15 protein-coding genes are annotated in these 16,232 nt (G+C 49.3%); 10 read left to right on the forward strand and 5 right to left on the reverse strand.

Translation table 11 applies throughout. The annotated features are described in order from the left end of the window. Positions 1 to 52: 52 nt before the first annotated feature. Complete coding sequence (locus tag QOX44_RS08255) at positions 53 to 922, forward strand: TrmH family RNA methyltransferase (protein ID WP_283682579.1); 870 nt, start codon at positions 53 to 55, stop codon at positions 920 to 922. Positions 923 to 1,009: 87 nt separating this feature from the next. Here QOX44_RS08255 and QOX44_RS08260 read toward each other — a convergent pair whose 3' ends face one another. The 3 genes from QOX44_RS08260 to QOX44_RS08270 all read right to left on the reverse strand — a co-directional run bounded on the left by QOX44_RS08260 (position 1,010) and on the right by QOX44_RS08270 (position 4,443). Continuing rightward, positions 1,010 to 1,861: a hypothetical protein gene (locus tag QOX44_RS08260; RefSeq protein WP_283682580.1), complete on the reverse strand. Its 852-nt coding sequence runs from the start codon at positions 1,859 to 1,861 to the stop codon at positions 1,010 to 1,012. 105 nt (positions 1,862 to 1,966) lie between these two features. After that, the gene (locus tag QOX44_RS08265) at positions 1,967 to 3,571 is read right to left on the reverse strand and encodes an ABC transporter substrate-binding protein (protein WP_283682581.1); all 1,605 of its coding nucleotides are present in this window, start codon (positions 3,569 to 3,571) and stop codon (positions 1,967 to 1,969) included. Next, the gene (locus QOX44_RS08270) at positions 3,568 to 4,443 is read right to left on the reverse strand and encodes a carbohydrate ABC transporter permease (RefSeq protein ID WP_283682582.1); all 876 of its coding nucleotides are present in this window, start codon (positions 4,441 to 4,443) and stop codon (positions 3,568 to 3,570) included. The genes QOX44_RS08265 and QOX44_RS08270 overlap by 4 nt, the downstream gene beginning before the upstream one ends. 317 nt (positions 4,444 to 4,760) lie before the next feature. Here QOX44_RS08270 and QOX44_RS08275 point away from each other — a divergent pair, with 317 nt between their 5' ends. After that, the gene (locus QOX44_RS08275) at positions 4,761 to 6,020 is read left to right on the forward strand and encodes an IS110 family transposase (protein ID WP_283682584.1); all 1,260 of its coding nucleotides are present in this window, start codon (positions 4,761 to 4,763) and stop codon (positions 6,018 to 6,020) included. A gap of 112 nt (positions 6,021 to 6,132) precedes the next feature. Here QOX44_RS08275 and QOX44_RS08280 read toward each other — a convergent pair whose 3' ends face one another. Beyond that, on the reverse strand, positions 6,133 to 7,026 hold the full coding sequence (locus QOX44_RS08280) for a carbohydrate ABC transporter permease (protein ID WP_283682585.1): 894 nt from the start codon (positions 7,024 to 7,026) through the stop codon (positions 6,133 to 6,135). Continuing rightward, on the reverse strand, positions 7,023 to 8,126 hold the full coding sequence (locus QOX44_RS08285) for an ABC transporter ATP-binding protein (RefSeq protein ID WP_283682586.1): 1,104 nt from the start codon (positions 8,124 to 8,126) through the stop codon (positions 7,023 to 7,025). Before QOX44_RS08285 ends, QOX44_RS08280 begins: the two co-directional genes overlap by 4 nt. A gap of 285 nt (positions 8,127 to 8,411) precedes the next feature. Between QOX44_RS08285 and QOX44_RS08290 the strand changes: the two genes are divergently transcribed. From QOX44_RS08290 to QOX44_RS08325, 8 genes are all read left to right on the forward strand, one after another. Further along, complete coding sequence (locus QOX44_RS08290; protein WP_283682587.1) at positions 8,412 to 9,773, forward strand: sodium-dependent transporter; 1,362 nt, start codon at positions 8,412 to 8,414, stop codon at positions 9,771 to 9,773. 110 nt (positions 9,774 to 9,883) lie between these two features. Further along, complete coding sequence (locus QOX44_RS08295) at positions 9,884 to 10,573, forward strand: DNA alkylation repair protein (RefSeq protein WP_283682656.1); 690 nt, start codon at positions 9,884 to 9,886, stop codon at positions 10,571 to 10,573. Positions 10,574 to 10,887: 314 nt separating this feature from the next. Beyond that, positions 10,888 to 11,355 carry a hypothetical protein gene (locus QOX44_RS08300; protein ID WP_283682589.1) on the forward strand — a complete coding sequence of 156 codons (468 nt, stop codon included), beginning with the start codon at positions 10,888 to 10,890 and terminating at the stop codon, positions 11,353 to 11,355. 53 nt (positions 11,356 to 11,408) lie between these two features. Next, complete coding sequence (locus tag QOX44_RS08305) at positions 11,409 to 11,768, forward strand: YccF domain-containing protein (RefSeq protein WP_283682590.1); 360 nt, start codon at positions 11,409 to 11,411, stop codon at positions 11,766 to 11,768. Positions 11,769 to 11,976: 208 nt separating this feature from the next. Continuing rightward, entirely contained in the window at positions 11,977 to 12,798 is an 822-nt protein-coding gene (locus tag QOX44_RS08310) for an SH3 domain-containing protein (RefSeq protein WP_283682591.1), read from the forward strand. Between the two features lie 182 nt (positions 12,799 to 12,980). Next, complete coding sequence (locus QOX44_RS08315) at positions 12,981 to 13,361, forward strand: GntR family transcriptional regulator (RefSeq protein ID WP_283682592.1); 381 nt, start codon at positions 12,981 to 12,983, stop codon at positions 13,359 to 13,361. After that, entirely contained in the window at positions 13,358 to 14,260 is a 903-nt protein-coding gene (locus QOX44_RS08320; protein WP_283682593.1) for an ABC transporter ATP-binding protein, read from the forward strand. The genes QOX44_RS08315 and QOX44_RS08320 overlap by 4 nt, the downstream gene beginning before the upstream one ends. After that, positions 14,235 to 16,040: a DUF6449 domain-containing protein gene (locus tag QOX44_RS08325; RefSeq protein ID WP_283682594.1), complete on the forward strand. Its 1,806-nt coding sequence runs from the start codon at positions 14,235 to 14,237 to the stop codon at positions 16,038 to 16,040. The genes QOX44_RS08320 and QOX44_RS08325 overlap by 26 nt, the downstream gene beginning before the upstream one ends. Positions 16,041 to 16,232 lie beyond the last annotated feature (192 nt).

Consider the following 16,232-nt stretch of genomic DNA (forward strand, 5'->3'; position numbering starts at 1 on the left):
ACAGGGAGCCGTGCAGGAGACTTTTGCAGTCGAAAAAAGGAGACGAGATGAGATGGCAGAAATGACAGAGATCACAGATTTTGCGGCGTCGCAGCTGGATGTTTATGCGCGCCTTTCGGAAGTACAGCTCCGGCGGTACCGGGAGCCGGAGTGCGGGATTTTTATTGCGGAGAGTCCAAAGGTGATCACCCGGGCACTTGACGCAGGATATACGGCAGACTCCTTTCTGGCGGAGCAGGGGAAGCTTGCGGGAGAGACAGGCGAAGTGCTCGCGCGCTGCCCGGAAATACCAGTCTATACGGCTCCGAAGGAGATGCTGACAGAGTTGACAGGCTTTTCGCTGACAAGAGGGCTGCTGTGCGCGATGAATCGCCGCAGGCTGCCCACGGTGGAGCAGATATGCGCAGGCGCGCGCCGTATCGTGGTACTGGAGCATGTGGTGAATCCGACAAATGTAGGGGCGATCTTTCGCAGCGCTGCTGCGCTTCATATGGATGCGGTCCTGCTGACGCCGGACTGCAGTGATCCGCTGTACCGCCGCGCGGCCAGGGTCAGCATGGGGACAGTGTTCCAGATCCCCTGGACTTATCTGGATGACGAGACGATGCAGACAGATAAGCGCAGGCCGGAGGCGCCGCATGGGCAAAAGCAGTGGCAGGAGGTTCTCAGGGATTTTGGATTTAAGACGGCTGCGATGGCGCTTTGTGAGGACACGGTGTGTATTGATGATCCCCGCCTTGCGCAGGAGGAAAAGCTGGCGATCGTGCTTGGTACAGAAGGGGACGGACTGGCTCCTCAGACAATCGCGGACTGCGATTACACGGTAAAGATACCGATGTCTCATGGGGTAGATTCACTCAATGTCGCCGCAGCGAGCGCAGTGGCATTCTGGGAGCTTGGAAAACAGCAGTCCCGCTCATAGATAACTGTAAGCACTGCAATAAAAAAGGCTGCTGCCTGAAATCCATCGGATCTTAGGCAGCGGCCTTTTACAATTCGGATCTTTTATTTACTCTGCTGCTGTCACTGCTGTGATGTGCGGATTGACACCCTCATACCAGTACAGGAAGCCTTCCATATCGATCGTATCGCCGATCTGAAGCTCTTTTACTGCTTTGTATACATCGCTTTCGCTGTCGCACAGGTAGGATTCTACAACGAAGGTATAGGTTTCGCCGTTTAAGGAAGCGTTAAAATACAGGTCGTCGCCCTCTGCGCCGGAGCCATCCCAGTTGTACAGGAATGCCTGATCTGCATTTTCACCGGAACCTTCTACAGTCAGTCCCTTGAATGCAACGTATTCATTCTGATGCTCGATCAGCTCCTCTGTGCCGAGCAGCTCTGTCACATCCTCGATCGGAGCAATGTACTCCTCTCCTTCTGCAAATTCAAATGTGCCGTCCATGATCTCTACTTCTCCGGACCACTCTGCCTTGTAGCCTGTTACCTTGATCTTTGTACCAGGTACGAGCTTTTCGTAATCCTCCTCAGAACATGCGACATTGTAGATGAAATAAGCGCCATCCTTGTCCTGTGTATAGAGAGTAGCCTTGTCCTCCCACCAGGACTGTTTTGCCTGCACGTATGCTTCGATCACAACCTCTGTGTCCACATCTGCTGCCAGATACTCGTCATACGTCATGACGCCTTCGGATTTTTCTTCTGCTGCCTCAGAGGAAGCTTCAGTTGCTGCCTCGGAAGAGACTTCGGTTGCTGCTTCGGAGGAAGCTTCAGTTGCTGCCTCAGAAGAAGCTTCAGTTACTGCTTCTGTCACTGCTTCTGTGCTTTCTTCTGCCAGTGCGGCGCCGGAAAATGCACATGTAAGAGAAAGTGTTAAAAATAAAGCAATGGATTTTTTCATAAGTATTCTCCTTTTCTAAAGTACTGTTCTTTTTAACAGTTTCATTATACCCCAAAACGGCAGGAAATCAACGGTTATTTGCGGAAAGGGCAGCTGGTCCGCCTGTTACTTTTTCCGGCGCGCGCGTTCGCGCAGCCGCTGTGAAAGTACGTACAGCAGGATGCCTGCCCAGGTGAGCGCGAGTGCCAGAAGCAGGAGTACAGCTGTGCCGGGGAGAGGTCCCAGATCCGCTTTTGTTTCCGACATGGCTCCGGCTTCATTTAGATGGTACAGGGATGTTACATCATCAAAAAGTGTCTGCATATAAGCATCATCTATCGTCTGCTTGCGCCTTGTAGATTTTACCACATTTTCGATCAGCTGTCCGGCTGCATCCCGAAGAGAGGCAGAGCCGTTAAATACGGGCGTTGTAAAGGTGTTGTCGATATTGTCGAGCAAAAGGCCGGAGGCTTTGATCTTGACATCGTAGTATGTGGAATTATCTTCACCGCAGCGGGAGAGATAATCCTGGTATGCACTGGACTCCTGTGCAGTTTTGGTGACGGGGACGTATCCTTCCGTCTGTGCGTAGGCGATCTGCACCTCATTCGTCAGCAGATACTGGGTGAACAGCCAGGAAGCAAGGACTTCCTGGGGATCTTCCTTATTAAAAATGCACACGGAGGGTCCCTGCGAGATCATCTGCGGATGCTCCGGATCAAACTGAGGGATTGCGCGCACCTCTGTCTCAAAGTCTGCAACAGCATCTGCGCTGATATCGATCAGCGGAGCATGCGCGCCCATCCATGTCGCTCCCGCGGTAGAATCGATGGCGAAGATGCACTGACCGGCATTCAGGAAGTTTGCAGGATAGCTGGAGACCTTGAAGGTTGAAAACGCTCCGCTTTTGGTATGATCTGCGATCGTATACAAAAGCTCTTTTGTCGTATCATTAAAGATCTCGATCTCGCCGGCGTCTGTCGAATAGCCGGCTCCCCTCTGGCGCAGCATCTGGATCATCATATTATCTGTGGATTTGTAAATGAACGGGATCATAACGTCCTGTCCATTGACGGTATAAGTCCCATCAGCCTCCTTTTTCGCTGCTGCCTCTGATACCTCCCAGATGAAGTCCCAGGTAAGTGTATCAGGAACGGTATAGCCCAGTGCCTCCACATACGTTTTGTTGATGTAGCATGCCTCTGTAGAGCGCATGTAGGGGATGGCGTAATGCGTACCGTTTAAGGAGCACTCATCAAGAAACTCAGGGACGATCTCCTCGCGGGAGGGCGCGTCAAAGGCAACCTCACTGCCGCCCAGCCCGTATTTTTCATCCTCAAACAGAGCATCAAGCGGGACTACGGTATCCTCACCGGTCAGGTAGGTCGCAATGTGATCGGGATAGGTGATACAGACATTGGGCGTCGTCTCCGTCGCTATATTTGTGATCACGTCATTATAGATCTTCCCATAGTCAGTATACAGCTTCAGATTGACTGTGATATTCGGATACAGGGACTCAAAATCAGAGATTGCTTTCTTATAAATATCGGTCTGCGTTTTGTTCGTATCATTTTTTGCCCAGAAAGTGATCTCATACTCCCGCGAGGTATCAAAGGTCTGCGGAATAGCAAAGGCATTTGATTCTCTGGAACCGTGGCAGCCTGTGCATGTGAGCGCTCCTGCGAGTGCGAGCGGCACAAGCAGGGCTTTTTTTGCTGTCTTTCTCATCCTTTCGTACCTCCTCTCGATACTCCTTCCATGATCTTTTTGCGAAAGACGAGGAACAAAACGATCAGCGGGACGCAGATCACAACGACAGCGGCCATCATGGCAGGGATGTTTTCACGTCCAAAACCATTTTCGCGGATCTCCTGGATCCCGTTGGATACCAGAAAATAATTCGGATCGTCCGTAATAAGCCGCGGCCAGACATAGGAGTTCCAGCACTCGATGACCTTCAGGATAATGACCGTGACAAGCGTAGGACGGCAGATCGGGATCATGACCTTGCAGAGGTATTTCAGGTCAGAGGTGCCATCAACCTTTGCAGCGCGGTACAGCTCGTCGGGTACCTGTTCAAAGTTTTCTTTCAGAAGATAAATATAAAATACCGATGTGACGGACGGCAGGATCAGTCCGAGAAAGGTATTTCGCATATCCCAGTCGGTGACAGTTACGAAGTTTGTGATGATCACCAGCTCAGAAGGGATCATCATCAGGGACAGGAACAGAGTAAAGATAATATTTTTCCCTCTGAATTCCAGCCGCGCGAACGCATAGGCAGCGAGTGTGATGACAAAGATCATGATCGCGGTCGTTGCGATGGTAAAGAAAAGCGTATTGGCCAGATATCTGGCAAGCGGCACTGCGGTAAATGCGTCTGCATAATTTTGCAGTGTCGGAGAAGCCGTAAAAAATGTCGGAATCCGCTCTGCATTGTAGGATCCGTAGCTTTTTACGGAGGTCAGCAGCATCCAGTAAAATGGAAACAGCACGATGAGCGCCCAGATGATAAGCAGGGTGTAGATGGCGGCGCTTCGCATGAGCTGATGCCGTCTGATCTTTTTTTGGATTTTTATATAGTCTGTAAGTTTTTCCATATCTATTTTCCGCCTTTCTGCGAAAGGCACCGATGGGGTTATGAAACCAACGGTTATCTTTCGCTTTTTATTCTATTTTCCTTCTGATATTATCTTCTTAAATAAGACTGACACACTACAGAACACGTAGAGGTGAGTGGCGGGGCTGTATAGCGGCAACCTCGCATATCTATATGTCGTCGGTCATCCGTTAAGGCATCAATGATTGGCGCATTCCCTTAGCCCGTAAACTTATCTCTTCCAAAGTCGACTCGATTTTGCCGGATGACCAGTCACTGTCAGTTTTATTGCTATAAAATATCAGGGAGGTTATTTTATTGTCGTTTAAAATTCTCAAAAACAATTGCTGCGGACTTGATGTCCACAAAACATGGATCTTTGCCTGCATTGGTATTACGGATTCTCACAGTCGTACAGAGTATAAGCAAGCTCGCTTTTCTTCCTTTTCAAAGGGATTACAAGAGTTGTGTAACTGGCTTGCTAAATATAACTGTACCGATGTCTGTATGGAATCAACCGGCAAGTACTGGATTCCTGTTTTTAACATCCTCGAGAAGAATAACATCTGGGTTACTCTTTCTCATCCCAAATACACAAAACCCCAAAAGGGCAATAAAACTGATCGTAAGGACGCCAAGTGGATTTGTGATTTATATATGTGCGGAATGGTAAAACCATCCTTTATTCCACCTGCTGACATCCGCGAATTAAGAGATTTGGTTCGATACCGCTATAAACTCACCTGCATGATTACCGGGGAAAAGAATCGTGCTCAAAATTGCCTTACCGTATCGAATTTAAAATTAGATGATGTCTTTTCTGATGTATTTGGTAAATCTTCCCGTTCTATTACGGAACAGATTTTGCAACATCATGGGGAAACTTTCGATGTAGCACCTTTTGTGGATAGCAGATGTAAAACTCCTATTGAAGAAATACAGGCTGCGGTTGATGGTGCTATATCTACAGAACAGGCTGTGAAACTCAGACAATGCCTGAATCACATCGATGAATTAGAAATGCACAAAGCTGAAATAGAACGGGAAATCTTTCGTCTCAGTGATAAATACGAAGAAGCCCTTACTCTTATTCGTACTGTTCCCGGATTCGACAAGAACCCTATGACTGCTATTCAGGTGCTCTCTGAAATCGGAGGTGATATGTCTGTCTTCCCCACAGCTAAAAACCTCGTCTCATGGGCAGGATGTTGTCCTCGCAACGATCAAAGCAATCAAAAAATCAAATCCACTAGGATTTCCCGTGCTGGTTCCTATTTTAAACCAGTTTTGGTGCAAGTTGCAAATGCTTTAATCAAATCGAAGAAAAATCCTGAATTTACTACCCGTTATCGACGTATCAAAGCACGGCGTGGTCACAAGAAAGCTATTATTGCCATCTGTCGTATGCTCCTGACCGCTATCTGGCACATACTCACAGATTTAAAACCGTATACACCGGAGGGCTTTCTTGAATCACGTCCTGTGAACGAATCAAAAGTACTGACCACTTCACAGGCACTTAATCTGCTTAAACAGCGAGGATATATCATTAAAAATGATATAATTCCTGTTTCCTGATTAGGTGTTGTGTCCATATTTACTTTTCAAAATCATCTCAAATGATGATTTATTTGTCATGCCCTTTATTTCTTGGCTATTTTCTACTTGATTGTTTCAAACTTGACCTCTTTTATGAATAGTGCACATGCTTTTTGCTGACCAGCAGATTGATGCAGGTGATCGTCAGTACGATCGCAAAAAGAATGATCGCAGCCGCAGCCGCGTAGGAGGGGTAGCCTCCGCCTTCTCCATACAGCATATCGTAGACATAACCGACGATCGTGTTCATGCCGGCCGCGTTCAAATCTGTACCGAACAGAGCCACTGCATCGCTGTACGCTTTAAAGGCGCCGATGAATCCGGTGATGACCAGATAAAAGACCATAGGAGAGATCATCGGCAGCGTGATCCTTGTGAACGTCCGCAGCCGGGAGGTACCGTCGACCCTTGCGGCTTTGTAGAAGTTCGGATTGACAGAGGCGAGTGCGCTGGTCAGGATCAGGATCTTGAACGGGAGCACCACCCATATCGTATAAAGGCACAGCACAAACATCTTGGCCCAGTAGGGTCCGTCGATAAAGTCCACAGAGCTTCCGCCAAACCAGTTGATCAGGACATTGATCAGGCCGTCAGAGTAGGCTGTTTTTTTGAACAGGATCATAAATACGAGCCCGACGGCCAGTGTATTTGTCACGTATGGCAGAAAATAGATCGTCTGGAACAGCTCCTTTAGCGGACGGATCGAGCTCAGGCAAAGAGCGATCAGCAGGGCGAGTCCTGTCGATACCGGTACCGTGATGATCACGAGGAGGAAGGTATTTTTTACCGCCTGCAAAAAGTAGGTATCATGCAGAACATAGGAATAATTATACGCTCCGACGCCAAAGTAGGTCTGAGACGCGGAATTGTAGCCCTCTTCAAAGGAATAGATAAATACATCGATCAGAGGATATACCATAAAAACGCCGAGAAAGAGGAGCGCCGGCAGAAGATAGAGCCAGGCCTTTGTATTTTTTCGGTTCATTGCTGCCTCCATTCTATCCTGTTTTCACTGGTGCGGTCAAAAAGGAAGAGCTTATTTGTCCTGAGCGAAAAGCGGACTGTTTCAGACGAGGTATCCACGCTGTTTTCAGCATGGACGATCGCCCGGATGCAGGAGTCCTCACAGGCTTCGTGGGCGGAGATGATGCTGATATCGCGTCCCATCACCTCTACACGGCGCAGTGCGCAGGTGAGCGGCCCGTTTTCATCAGGGATAAAGCCCTCCGGGCGAATGCCGACAGTTACCTCCTGATCAGCAAGAGCGGGGGTGTCAAGCACTGCTTCCTGTCCGATATAAAGCCTGCCGTCTTTTATCGTTCCATGCAGGATATTGATAGGCGGTGTGCCAAGAAATCTGGCAACAAAGAGATTGACCGGCTCATCGTAGACCTCCTGTGGTCTGCCGGTCTGCTGGATCACACCGTCCTTCATGACTACGATCCAGTCAGAGATGCTCATTGCTTCGTCCTGATCGTGCGTGACAAAGACCGTCGTGATCCCGGTGGCGCGCTGGATCTTTCGGATCTCCTCGCGCGTCTGCAGACGCAGGCGGGCATCCAGATTAGACAGCGGTTCATCGAGCAGGAGGACACGGGGCATTTTTACGAGTGCACGGGCGATCGCCACGCGCTGCTGCTGTCCTCCGGAGAGCTCGCCCGGCTTGCGGTCCATCAGCCCGTCAATCTGGACAAGCGCGGCGGCCTGAGCCGTACGTCTGTCCATTTCCTCTTTTGAAAGCTTTTCTTTTCCCTTCAGGTTCTGAAGGGGGAACAGGATATTCTGTTTGACAGTCAGATGCGGATATAAGGCATAATTCTGAAATACCATGCCTACTCCACGGTGCTCGGGCGGAAGCTTTGTGACATCCTCGTCACCGAAAAAAATCTTTCCGGAGGTAGGCTGCTCCAGTCCGCAGATCAGGTTGAGTGTTGTACTTTTCCCGCATCCGGAAGGACCGAGGAGACCTACGAGGGTACCGTCCGGGATCTCAAATGAGAAATGATCTACAGCCACAACGTCAGTCCGCAGCTTTTTGCTGCGGCCGGGGAATTTTTTGGTAAGATTCTGCAATACGATTTTCATGGTTGTTGTTTCTCCCTTGTCAGGTTAGCGCCCATGTACCCGGTCGCGCTATCGTGGGTACACGGACGCTATATTTATTTTTGGCGCCAGTCCGGCTGTGTACGATCGCATCAGACCAGGCTGGTACGGTTTTCGTGTATAATTATAGAAGGTTTTACAGTATTTCTCAAGGCTTTCTCAAAAATAGAGGAGAAAAACGGCGGATATTGGAAAGAAAAAGATGACATTTGGAGAAGATGATGATACTATGGAAATACTATGTGCATGAGGGGAGAGAAAATTGGAATGAAAACACAACGAGACAGATTTTCCGGGAAGATCGGATACGTACTGGCAGTCGCAGGATCTGCGGTCGGACTGGGCAATATCTGGCGATTTCCGTATCTGGCGGCAAAGTATGGCGGGGGTATGTTCCTGCTGGTGTACCTGATTTTGATGCTTACATTCGGGTATGCGCTGATCGTATCGGAGACAGCGCTTGGCCGTATGACACAGAAAAGTCCGATCGGAGCGTTTCTGACATTTGGAAAATCGCGGGGGCACCGTTTTGGAGGATGGATCAATGCCATCATCCCGATGCTGATCGTGCCGTATTACAGCGTGATCGGCGGCTGGGTGCTCAAATATCTGTTTGAGTATCTGCGCGGAAATGTCCAGGAGCTGGCAGCGGACAGCTATTTTACCGGCTTTACGTCCTCAGCGACGGAGATGGAGCTGTGGTTTTTGCTGTTTGCAGTACTTGTATTTGCCGTGATTTTTGCAGGAGTGAAAAAGGGAGTGGAAATGATCTCAAAGATCATGATGCCGCTTCTCGTCGTGCTGGCAGTGATCGTAGCCATTTATTCGGTGACGCGTCCGGGCGCAATGGCAGGTGTGAAGTACTTCCTGATCCCTGATCTTGAGAATTTTTCTTGGATGACTGTCGTGGCCGCGATGGGGCAGATGTTTTATTCCCTTTCGATCGCGATGGGGATTCTGTACACATACGGTTCCTATATGAAGAAGGATATAGACATTGAAGCTTCCACAAAGCAGGTCGAGCTGTTTGACACCGGGATTGCCGTTCTGGCAGGTCTGATGGTCATCCCGGCTGTATTTGCATTCTCAGGCGGAGATGCGGCTGCACTGCAGGCAGGCCCATCTTTGATGTTTATCACGCTTCCAAAGGTATTTGCGAGCATGGGCTTTGGTACAGGTGCGGGGATCCTGTTCTTCCTGCTGGTACTGTTTGCAGCTCTTACGAGCGCGATCTCTTTGATGGAATCCTGCGTGTCCACATTTGTAGACCAGACGGGCTGGAGCCGCCGCAGGAGCACAGGGGTGATGGTCGTAGTCATGGTTGTGCTTGGTTCGGCTTCTGCTCTTGGGTTTAATATCCTTGGCTTTGTCAGGATCTTTGGAATGTCGATCCTCGACTTCTTTGATTTCCTGACGAATTCTGTCATGATGCCGATCGCCGCACTTGCGACCTGTGCGCTGATCCTCAAAGTTGTCGGACTTTCGAATATCGCGAAGGAGGTCCAGATCTCTTCGGCATTTAAGCGCAGAAATATGTACAATTTCTGTATGAAATATATTGCGCCGGTCTTCCTTGTGATCATCCTGCTCAGCTCGATCGCCAATGTGCTGGGATGGATCACGATGTAGCTGACCGGGGCTGCAAAACGGGAGCGTCGAAACGGCTGTGCAGGACAGAAAGGGTACGCGTCACGGACGGCGACAGGCGGCGCTTTGCCGCGGGTGAGAAGGAGAACGAGATGAGTGCGATCACAGAACACATAAAAGAAAGCCTTTTTTCCTGTCAGGATCTGGGCTATCGCGATTTCCAGGCGCGTCTGATCCCGACCATAGACAAAGAAACGATCATCGGCGTGCGCACACCCAGGGTGCGCGCGCTGGCAAAGGAAGTGGCGAAGGATCCGCAGATCGGAGCATTTCTCTGTGATCTGCCGCACCGGTACTATGAAGAGAATAATGTGCATGTCTGTGTGATCGGTCAGATGAAGGATTATGAGAGCTGTCTGCGGGAGCTGGAAAAGTTTCTGCCGTATATTGATAACTGGGCAACGTGTGATATGGAAGCCCCGAAGGTATTCAGGAAGCATACGCAGGAGCTTCTTACGCCGATTAGGGGGTGGCTTGCTTCCGGCCAGACGTACACGGTGCGCTTTGCGATCCGCATGCTTATGTGTTTTTACCTGGATCAGAACTTCCGGACGGAGTATCTTGAGCTGGTAGCCGGGGTGCGTTCACAGGAATATTATGTCAATATGATGATCGCATGGTATTTTGCGACAGCGCTTGCCAGGCAGTATGAGGCGGCCCTGCCGTATATCGAGCAGAGGCGGCTTGCAGACTGGACACATAATAAGACGATACAGAAGGCACAGGAGAGCCTGAGGATCACACCAGAGCAGAAGGCATACTTAAAGACATGGAAGGTGTGAGCGCAGCGCTTTGTTTTCAAACAGGTCGGTATGCAGATGTCTGCAGCTTTGCGCCTGGCGGGACGGTTGCGAAATTCCTTAAGAAAACGTTAAGTTCATTGACAGACGGGCGCGGATATGCTATAAAAAGAACAAATAAAAGGGAGTAGCTGAACATCCACTCTCGTGGATGGATTTGAAACCGTCATTCGATGCTGCGCAGCATCCGTATCAAATGAGATAGCAAGACTTTTATTATGACGAATATCATGATAGGAGTCTTTTTTTATTACTTTTATTTACTACTGGGAAAGATCAGAAGGGAGAAGGATCAGATGAGAAGTCAGATGGAGAATCAGATGGAAAGAGAGCTTCGTGAAGCGATCGGCGCCGGAGAACGCGCGCTGTTTAGCTTACGGGCGGCACAGGAACAGCTGTGCAGTGCAGGCAACTGGGGATTGCTGGATCTGTTTGGAGGCGGGTTTATTACCGACATGGTGAAGCACTCTAAGATAGAAAAGGCAGTTTCCAGTATGGAAAGCGCCAAGAGGTGTCTTGAGATCTTTAAACGGGAGCTGAGAGATGTTTCTGTGCGGATCGACCTCAATATGGATATCGGCGGTTTTCTGACATTTGCAGATTTTTTCTTTGACGGTCTGGTAGCAGATTATCTGGTACGATCAAAAATATCTGAAGCGCGCGAGCAGGTGGAGGATGCGATCAGCCAGGTGAGCCAGGTTATGGAGGGACTGCAAAGGAGGATCGGCGCACAGGGGCGCGGGTCCGGTACGGATGAGATGTAAACAGAAAAAAGAAAGCAGAAAAAAAGCAGAAAAAAAGACAGGGAGGAAATCATATGGGATGTCTGGGAAATTTACTCTGGTTTGTATTTGGAGGCGCGATCAGCGGACTGAGCTGGTGTCTGCTGGGATGCCTCTGGTGTATTACGGTGATCGGTATACCGATCGGGCTGCAGTGTTTTAAATTTGCATCACTGAGCTTCTTTCCTTTTGGGAAAGAAGTAGATTATGGAGGAGGGGCAGGTTCCTTTCTGCTCAACATCCTGTGGCTCGTTATTACGGGGCTGCCAATGGCGATCGAGCATGCGCTGCTTGGGCTCGGGCTTTGTATCACCATCATCGGCATACCGTTTGGGCTGCAGCATTTTAAGCTTGCAAAGCTTGCGCTGATGCCATTTGGGACCGTTGTCATGTGACTGTGAATAATATGGAGAAACCTGCACATACTGCCAGTAAGAGATAGCTGCGAGGCGCGGGAGAGAGACGTAGAAAGAAAAGATGTAACAAAAACTTAAAAATTTTAAAAGTTTTGTGATAACTCTTGCCTTATGATTCATTGCGTGATATGATGGACGCAGAATTATTTTGGGAGTAATTGTAAATTCATAATGGAGGGTAACTGAGATGGCAAATAAGAGTAAAAAGATTTTACTGACCTTGTTATTATCCTGTTCTGTAGCGCTGTTGGCGTCAGGATGTGATAAATTAAAAAAAGAACCGGAGACAGAGACACAGGCACCGACGGAGGCGCCGACAGAGGCTCCTACAGAGAGTGAGACGGAGACAGAAACCGAGACAGAGACAGAAACCGAGACGGAAACGGAGACTGAGACAGAGCCTCAGACACAGCCCAAAGAGCTGACGGCACAGGAAGAGCTGGCACAGGAGAAGGATCTTGACGCGATCCGCACCGTGTATGCGGCAGATGATATCAATGTCCGCACACAGCCGGGACAGGACGGAGAGATCTTTGACAGCTTTGACCAGGGCGAGACGATCAGGGTCGTAGGTGAGACTCCGAACTGGTACGTGGTAGATCTTGAGGATTACGAGGATAACGGCTACGTATCCAAGCAGTTTGTCTCTGATCAGGAGGTAGCGCCAAAGACGGAGGAAGAGCGTGCTCAGCTCGCGAACGGCGGTTCCGGCGAGACGTCCTCAGAAAATAACGGCGGGACGGATACAGACGCTGCGGCGGCTTCGGCAAACACAGGAAGCTCTTCTGTGGATGCACAGTATAATGTAGAGACGTATGCTGAGTCTTTCCCGATCGAGGCGACGACAGGAGCAAATATGCGTCAGACTCCGGCACAGGACGGAGAGATCATCAATACGATCTCCTCAGGTACAAAGGTCACAGCGATCGGTTATACAGACCGCTGGTATAAGGTGGAGTACGACGGGGCAGTTGGATATGTAAACAAAAATCTGTTTGCTGCAGAGTAGGGAGCAGCATGCATTAAGAAAAAGATAAGAATTCACCCGGCGCCTGCGCATTGACAGGCGCCGGGTATTATTATATAAATAAAAGTGTACTAACAATCATAGTACACTTGGAAAACTTGTATGGTACAAAGGTTCTGCCATGTACATATGGGACAATCTTTTTATCAGGAGGAGGGGGATGGATGATCGGGATAGACTTACAGAATCGCAGACCGATTTACGAGCAGGTCGTAGAGCGGTTCCAGACACTGATCGTGAGCGGTGTGCTGGAGCCTGACAGTCAGATGCCTTCGGTCCGTTCTCTTGCCATGGAGCTTTCAATCAATCCGAATACGATACAGAAGGCATACAGCGTGCTGGAGCAGGAGGGATACATCTATCCGGTGAAGGGACGGGGAAATTTTGTTTCGGGGAATGAAGGGTTGAAGGTGAAAAAGCAGGAGAGCATTTTTACGGCGCTGAAGGAGCTGGTGGGAAAAGGCAGGGAGCTGGATATTCCATGTGACGCATTTGTGGAAAAGACAAGAGAATTTTACCTGGAGGGAGGAAGAAAGCAGGTATGATAAAGATAGAAGATGTGACAAAGAGCTTCGGGGATATTCTGGCGTTGGATCATGTGCATGCGCAGATCCATGAGAACAGTATCTTTGGACTGGTCGGGACGAACGGAGCAGGAAAGAGTACCATGCTGCGGGTAGCAGCCGGAGTGCTGCAGCCGGAGGGCGGCCGCGTGCTGATCGATGAGCTTCCTGTATGGGAAAATCCGCAGGCAAAGGAAAAAATCTGTTTCCTTCCTGATACGGCATGGTTTTTTCCGAATGCCACGGCAAATATGATGCGTGATTATTATAAGATCGTATATCCGGATTTTATGGAGGAGCGGTTTGATGAGCTGCTTGCAAAATTTGATCTGGATCCGAAGCGGAAGCTTGCGACATTTTCCAAGGGAATGAAAAAGCAGGTATCCGTTTTGCTGGGGATCTGTGCAAATACAGAGTATCTGTTCTGTGATGAGACATTTGACGGCCTGGATCCCGTGATGCGGCAGACCGTGAAGAGCCTTTTTGCAGCTGAGATCCTGAACCGCAAATTTACACCGGTCATTGCCTCGCACAGCTTAAGAGAGATCGAGGATATCTGCGACCATATCGGTCTGCTGCACAAGGGCGGGATCCTGTTTGCAAAGGATCTCGATGAGATGAAGCTTGGCATCCACAAGGTACAGTGCGTGATCCCGGATCCGAAGAAGGAGGAGGAACTCTTTTCGGAGCTGGAGGTATTAAAACATGAAAAGAGGGGATCTTTGCTGACCGTGATCGCGCGGGGCAAATACGACGAGGTGCTGGCGCGGATCGAGGCAAAGCAGCCGCTGTTTTGTGAGATCCTGCCGCTTACTCTGGAAGAAATTTTTATCAGTGAGACGGAGGTAGTTGGATATGATATCAAAAATCTCGTTTTCTAAGCTCGTGCGCGATGAGCTGCGCAAGCTGAACTGGCTGCTGGCAGTGCAGATGCTGGTATTTGGACTGCTGATCCCATTTCGTGTGCTGATCGAGCTGTCCGTACAGCGTCCGCGTTTTTTTTCAGAGGGAGTGAGTCTTCAGGAAGTGTTTTACAGCAGCATCGGTCTGGGACATCCGGAAAATACGATGTTTATCCTGATGGCGGGCGTGGTCTGTGCGATCAGTGCATTTTCCTACGTCCATTCCGCGGAAAAGCTGGACTTTTTTCATAGCCTGCCGATCAAACGGGAGCGCCTGTTCGCGGCGAAATATCTGGGCAGTGTGCTTACCTTTGCGGCAGCATACATACTCAGCCAGGCGGCGGCTCTTGTGATCGGTGCGGCGTACGGCGTATGTTCTGCAAAAATCGTTTTTGAGATGGCCTTGGCTACGGTGGAGGGGATCCTGTGTTTTCTTTGCAGCTATGCAGGGACACTGGTTGCAGTGATGCTGACCGGAAAACTTCTTGCTACATTTCTGGCAGTCGGTGTGCTGGGCGCTTACTTTCCGCTTATCTGGGTCCTGAAGATCGGGATGCAGGAGCTCTTTTACTATACGGCGCTTGCCAGTGATATGTCAGGCGTAAACAGTACGGATATTCTGATGTGCAGCTCCCCGTGGGCATTTGCGGCATTCCACAAACGGGGGATGGTAAAGGGGATCACAGGCACCATGCCAAGCCTTGCGGGGCTGTGCCAGCTCCTTGCAGTGGCAGCCGTGTTCTCCTTACTGGCGCTGGCGCTTTATCGTGCAAGAAAAACAGAGGCTGCCGGCAATGCGATCGCATTTCGCAAGGTAGAGGGGATTGCAAAAGTGCTGCTGATGATACCGGCTGCTCTGTGCGCGGGAGTAGTCGCATACGCGAGCTTTTATTCTCCGGTGTGGGAGTTCTTCTTTATCCTGTTTTTTGGAGCGCTGGGCTGTATGATCATCGAATTCATTTATCGCAGCGATATCCGCCAGGTGCTTGCGCATAAAAGCCATATGCTGATCACAGTTGTCGTAGCGTCTGCCGTGTTTTTTGCCTGCCGATACGATGTGACAGGATTTAATACCTACCTTCCCGAAAAAGATGAGGTGGAGGCGATGGCAGTGTATCATTATGATATGTTCGGCGTAGAGAATGAAGGAAAAGATGAACATAAGGTACTGGATGCGCTTGCGATAGAGGACTTTACCCCCGTCTATGAGATGGCAAAGGCCGGTATAGAGCAGACGCCATCAGCGGACTGGACCGATGAGAGGGAGATCAAAGTAAAATACTGTCTGAAAAACGGAACATCCGTATATCGGAGGTACAGGATCGACCAGGAACTGTACTACGAAAAGATGGACGAATTGCAGAAGCAAGAAGATTTTCGTACACTGTGCTATCCGATCCTGACCTGGGAGGATACGCAGCAGATTTCCTCTCTGGAGTTCTCTGTATATACAGGTGATCTGGAGACCCTGGGCCTTTCTGATATAAAGAGAAGCGATCAGGAGATATCTGACTCGGAAGCGGAATTTACTTTGCATATCAGTGGAAAAGACATGGATCAGGTGATCGAGGCATATCGCAAAGACCTTGAAACCGTATCGTATTCAGAACTGCAGAGTTATGAAATGTGTCTGAGATTTTATAAAAAAGATGGAACAAGCGGCGGGTGCTACTATGTATCTGACGGGTGTGAGAATACGCTGAAGGTGATACAGGAAATCTTTCATAGAAAAACATCCGGGAAGACAGCAGGAAAATAAAACAGACAGAAAAACAGCTTATATTTTGAAAAGACTCCATTTCAGTGACCGGGTAATCCCGATGCTGAAGCGGGGTCTTTTTGCACTTTCCCTGTCTTTTGTTTTGCACATTACAGTGCTATAATAAGAACAATTGGAAAAATATACCTAAACGCGTATAAAACCGGAGTGAAGAAAAAACAGCAGAGAGGA

Origin of the sequence: Parablautia sp. Marseille-Q6255, assembly GCF_951230155.1 — a bacterium.
Taxonomy (GTDB): Bacteria; Bacillota; Clostridia; order Lachnospirales; family Lachnospiraceae; genus Choladousia.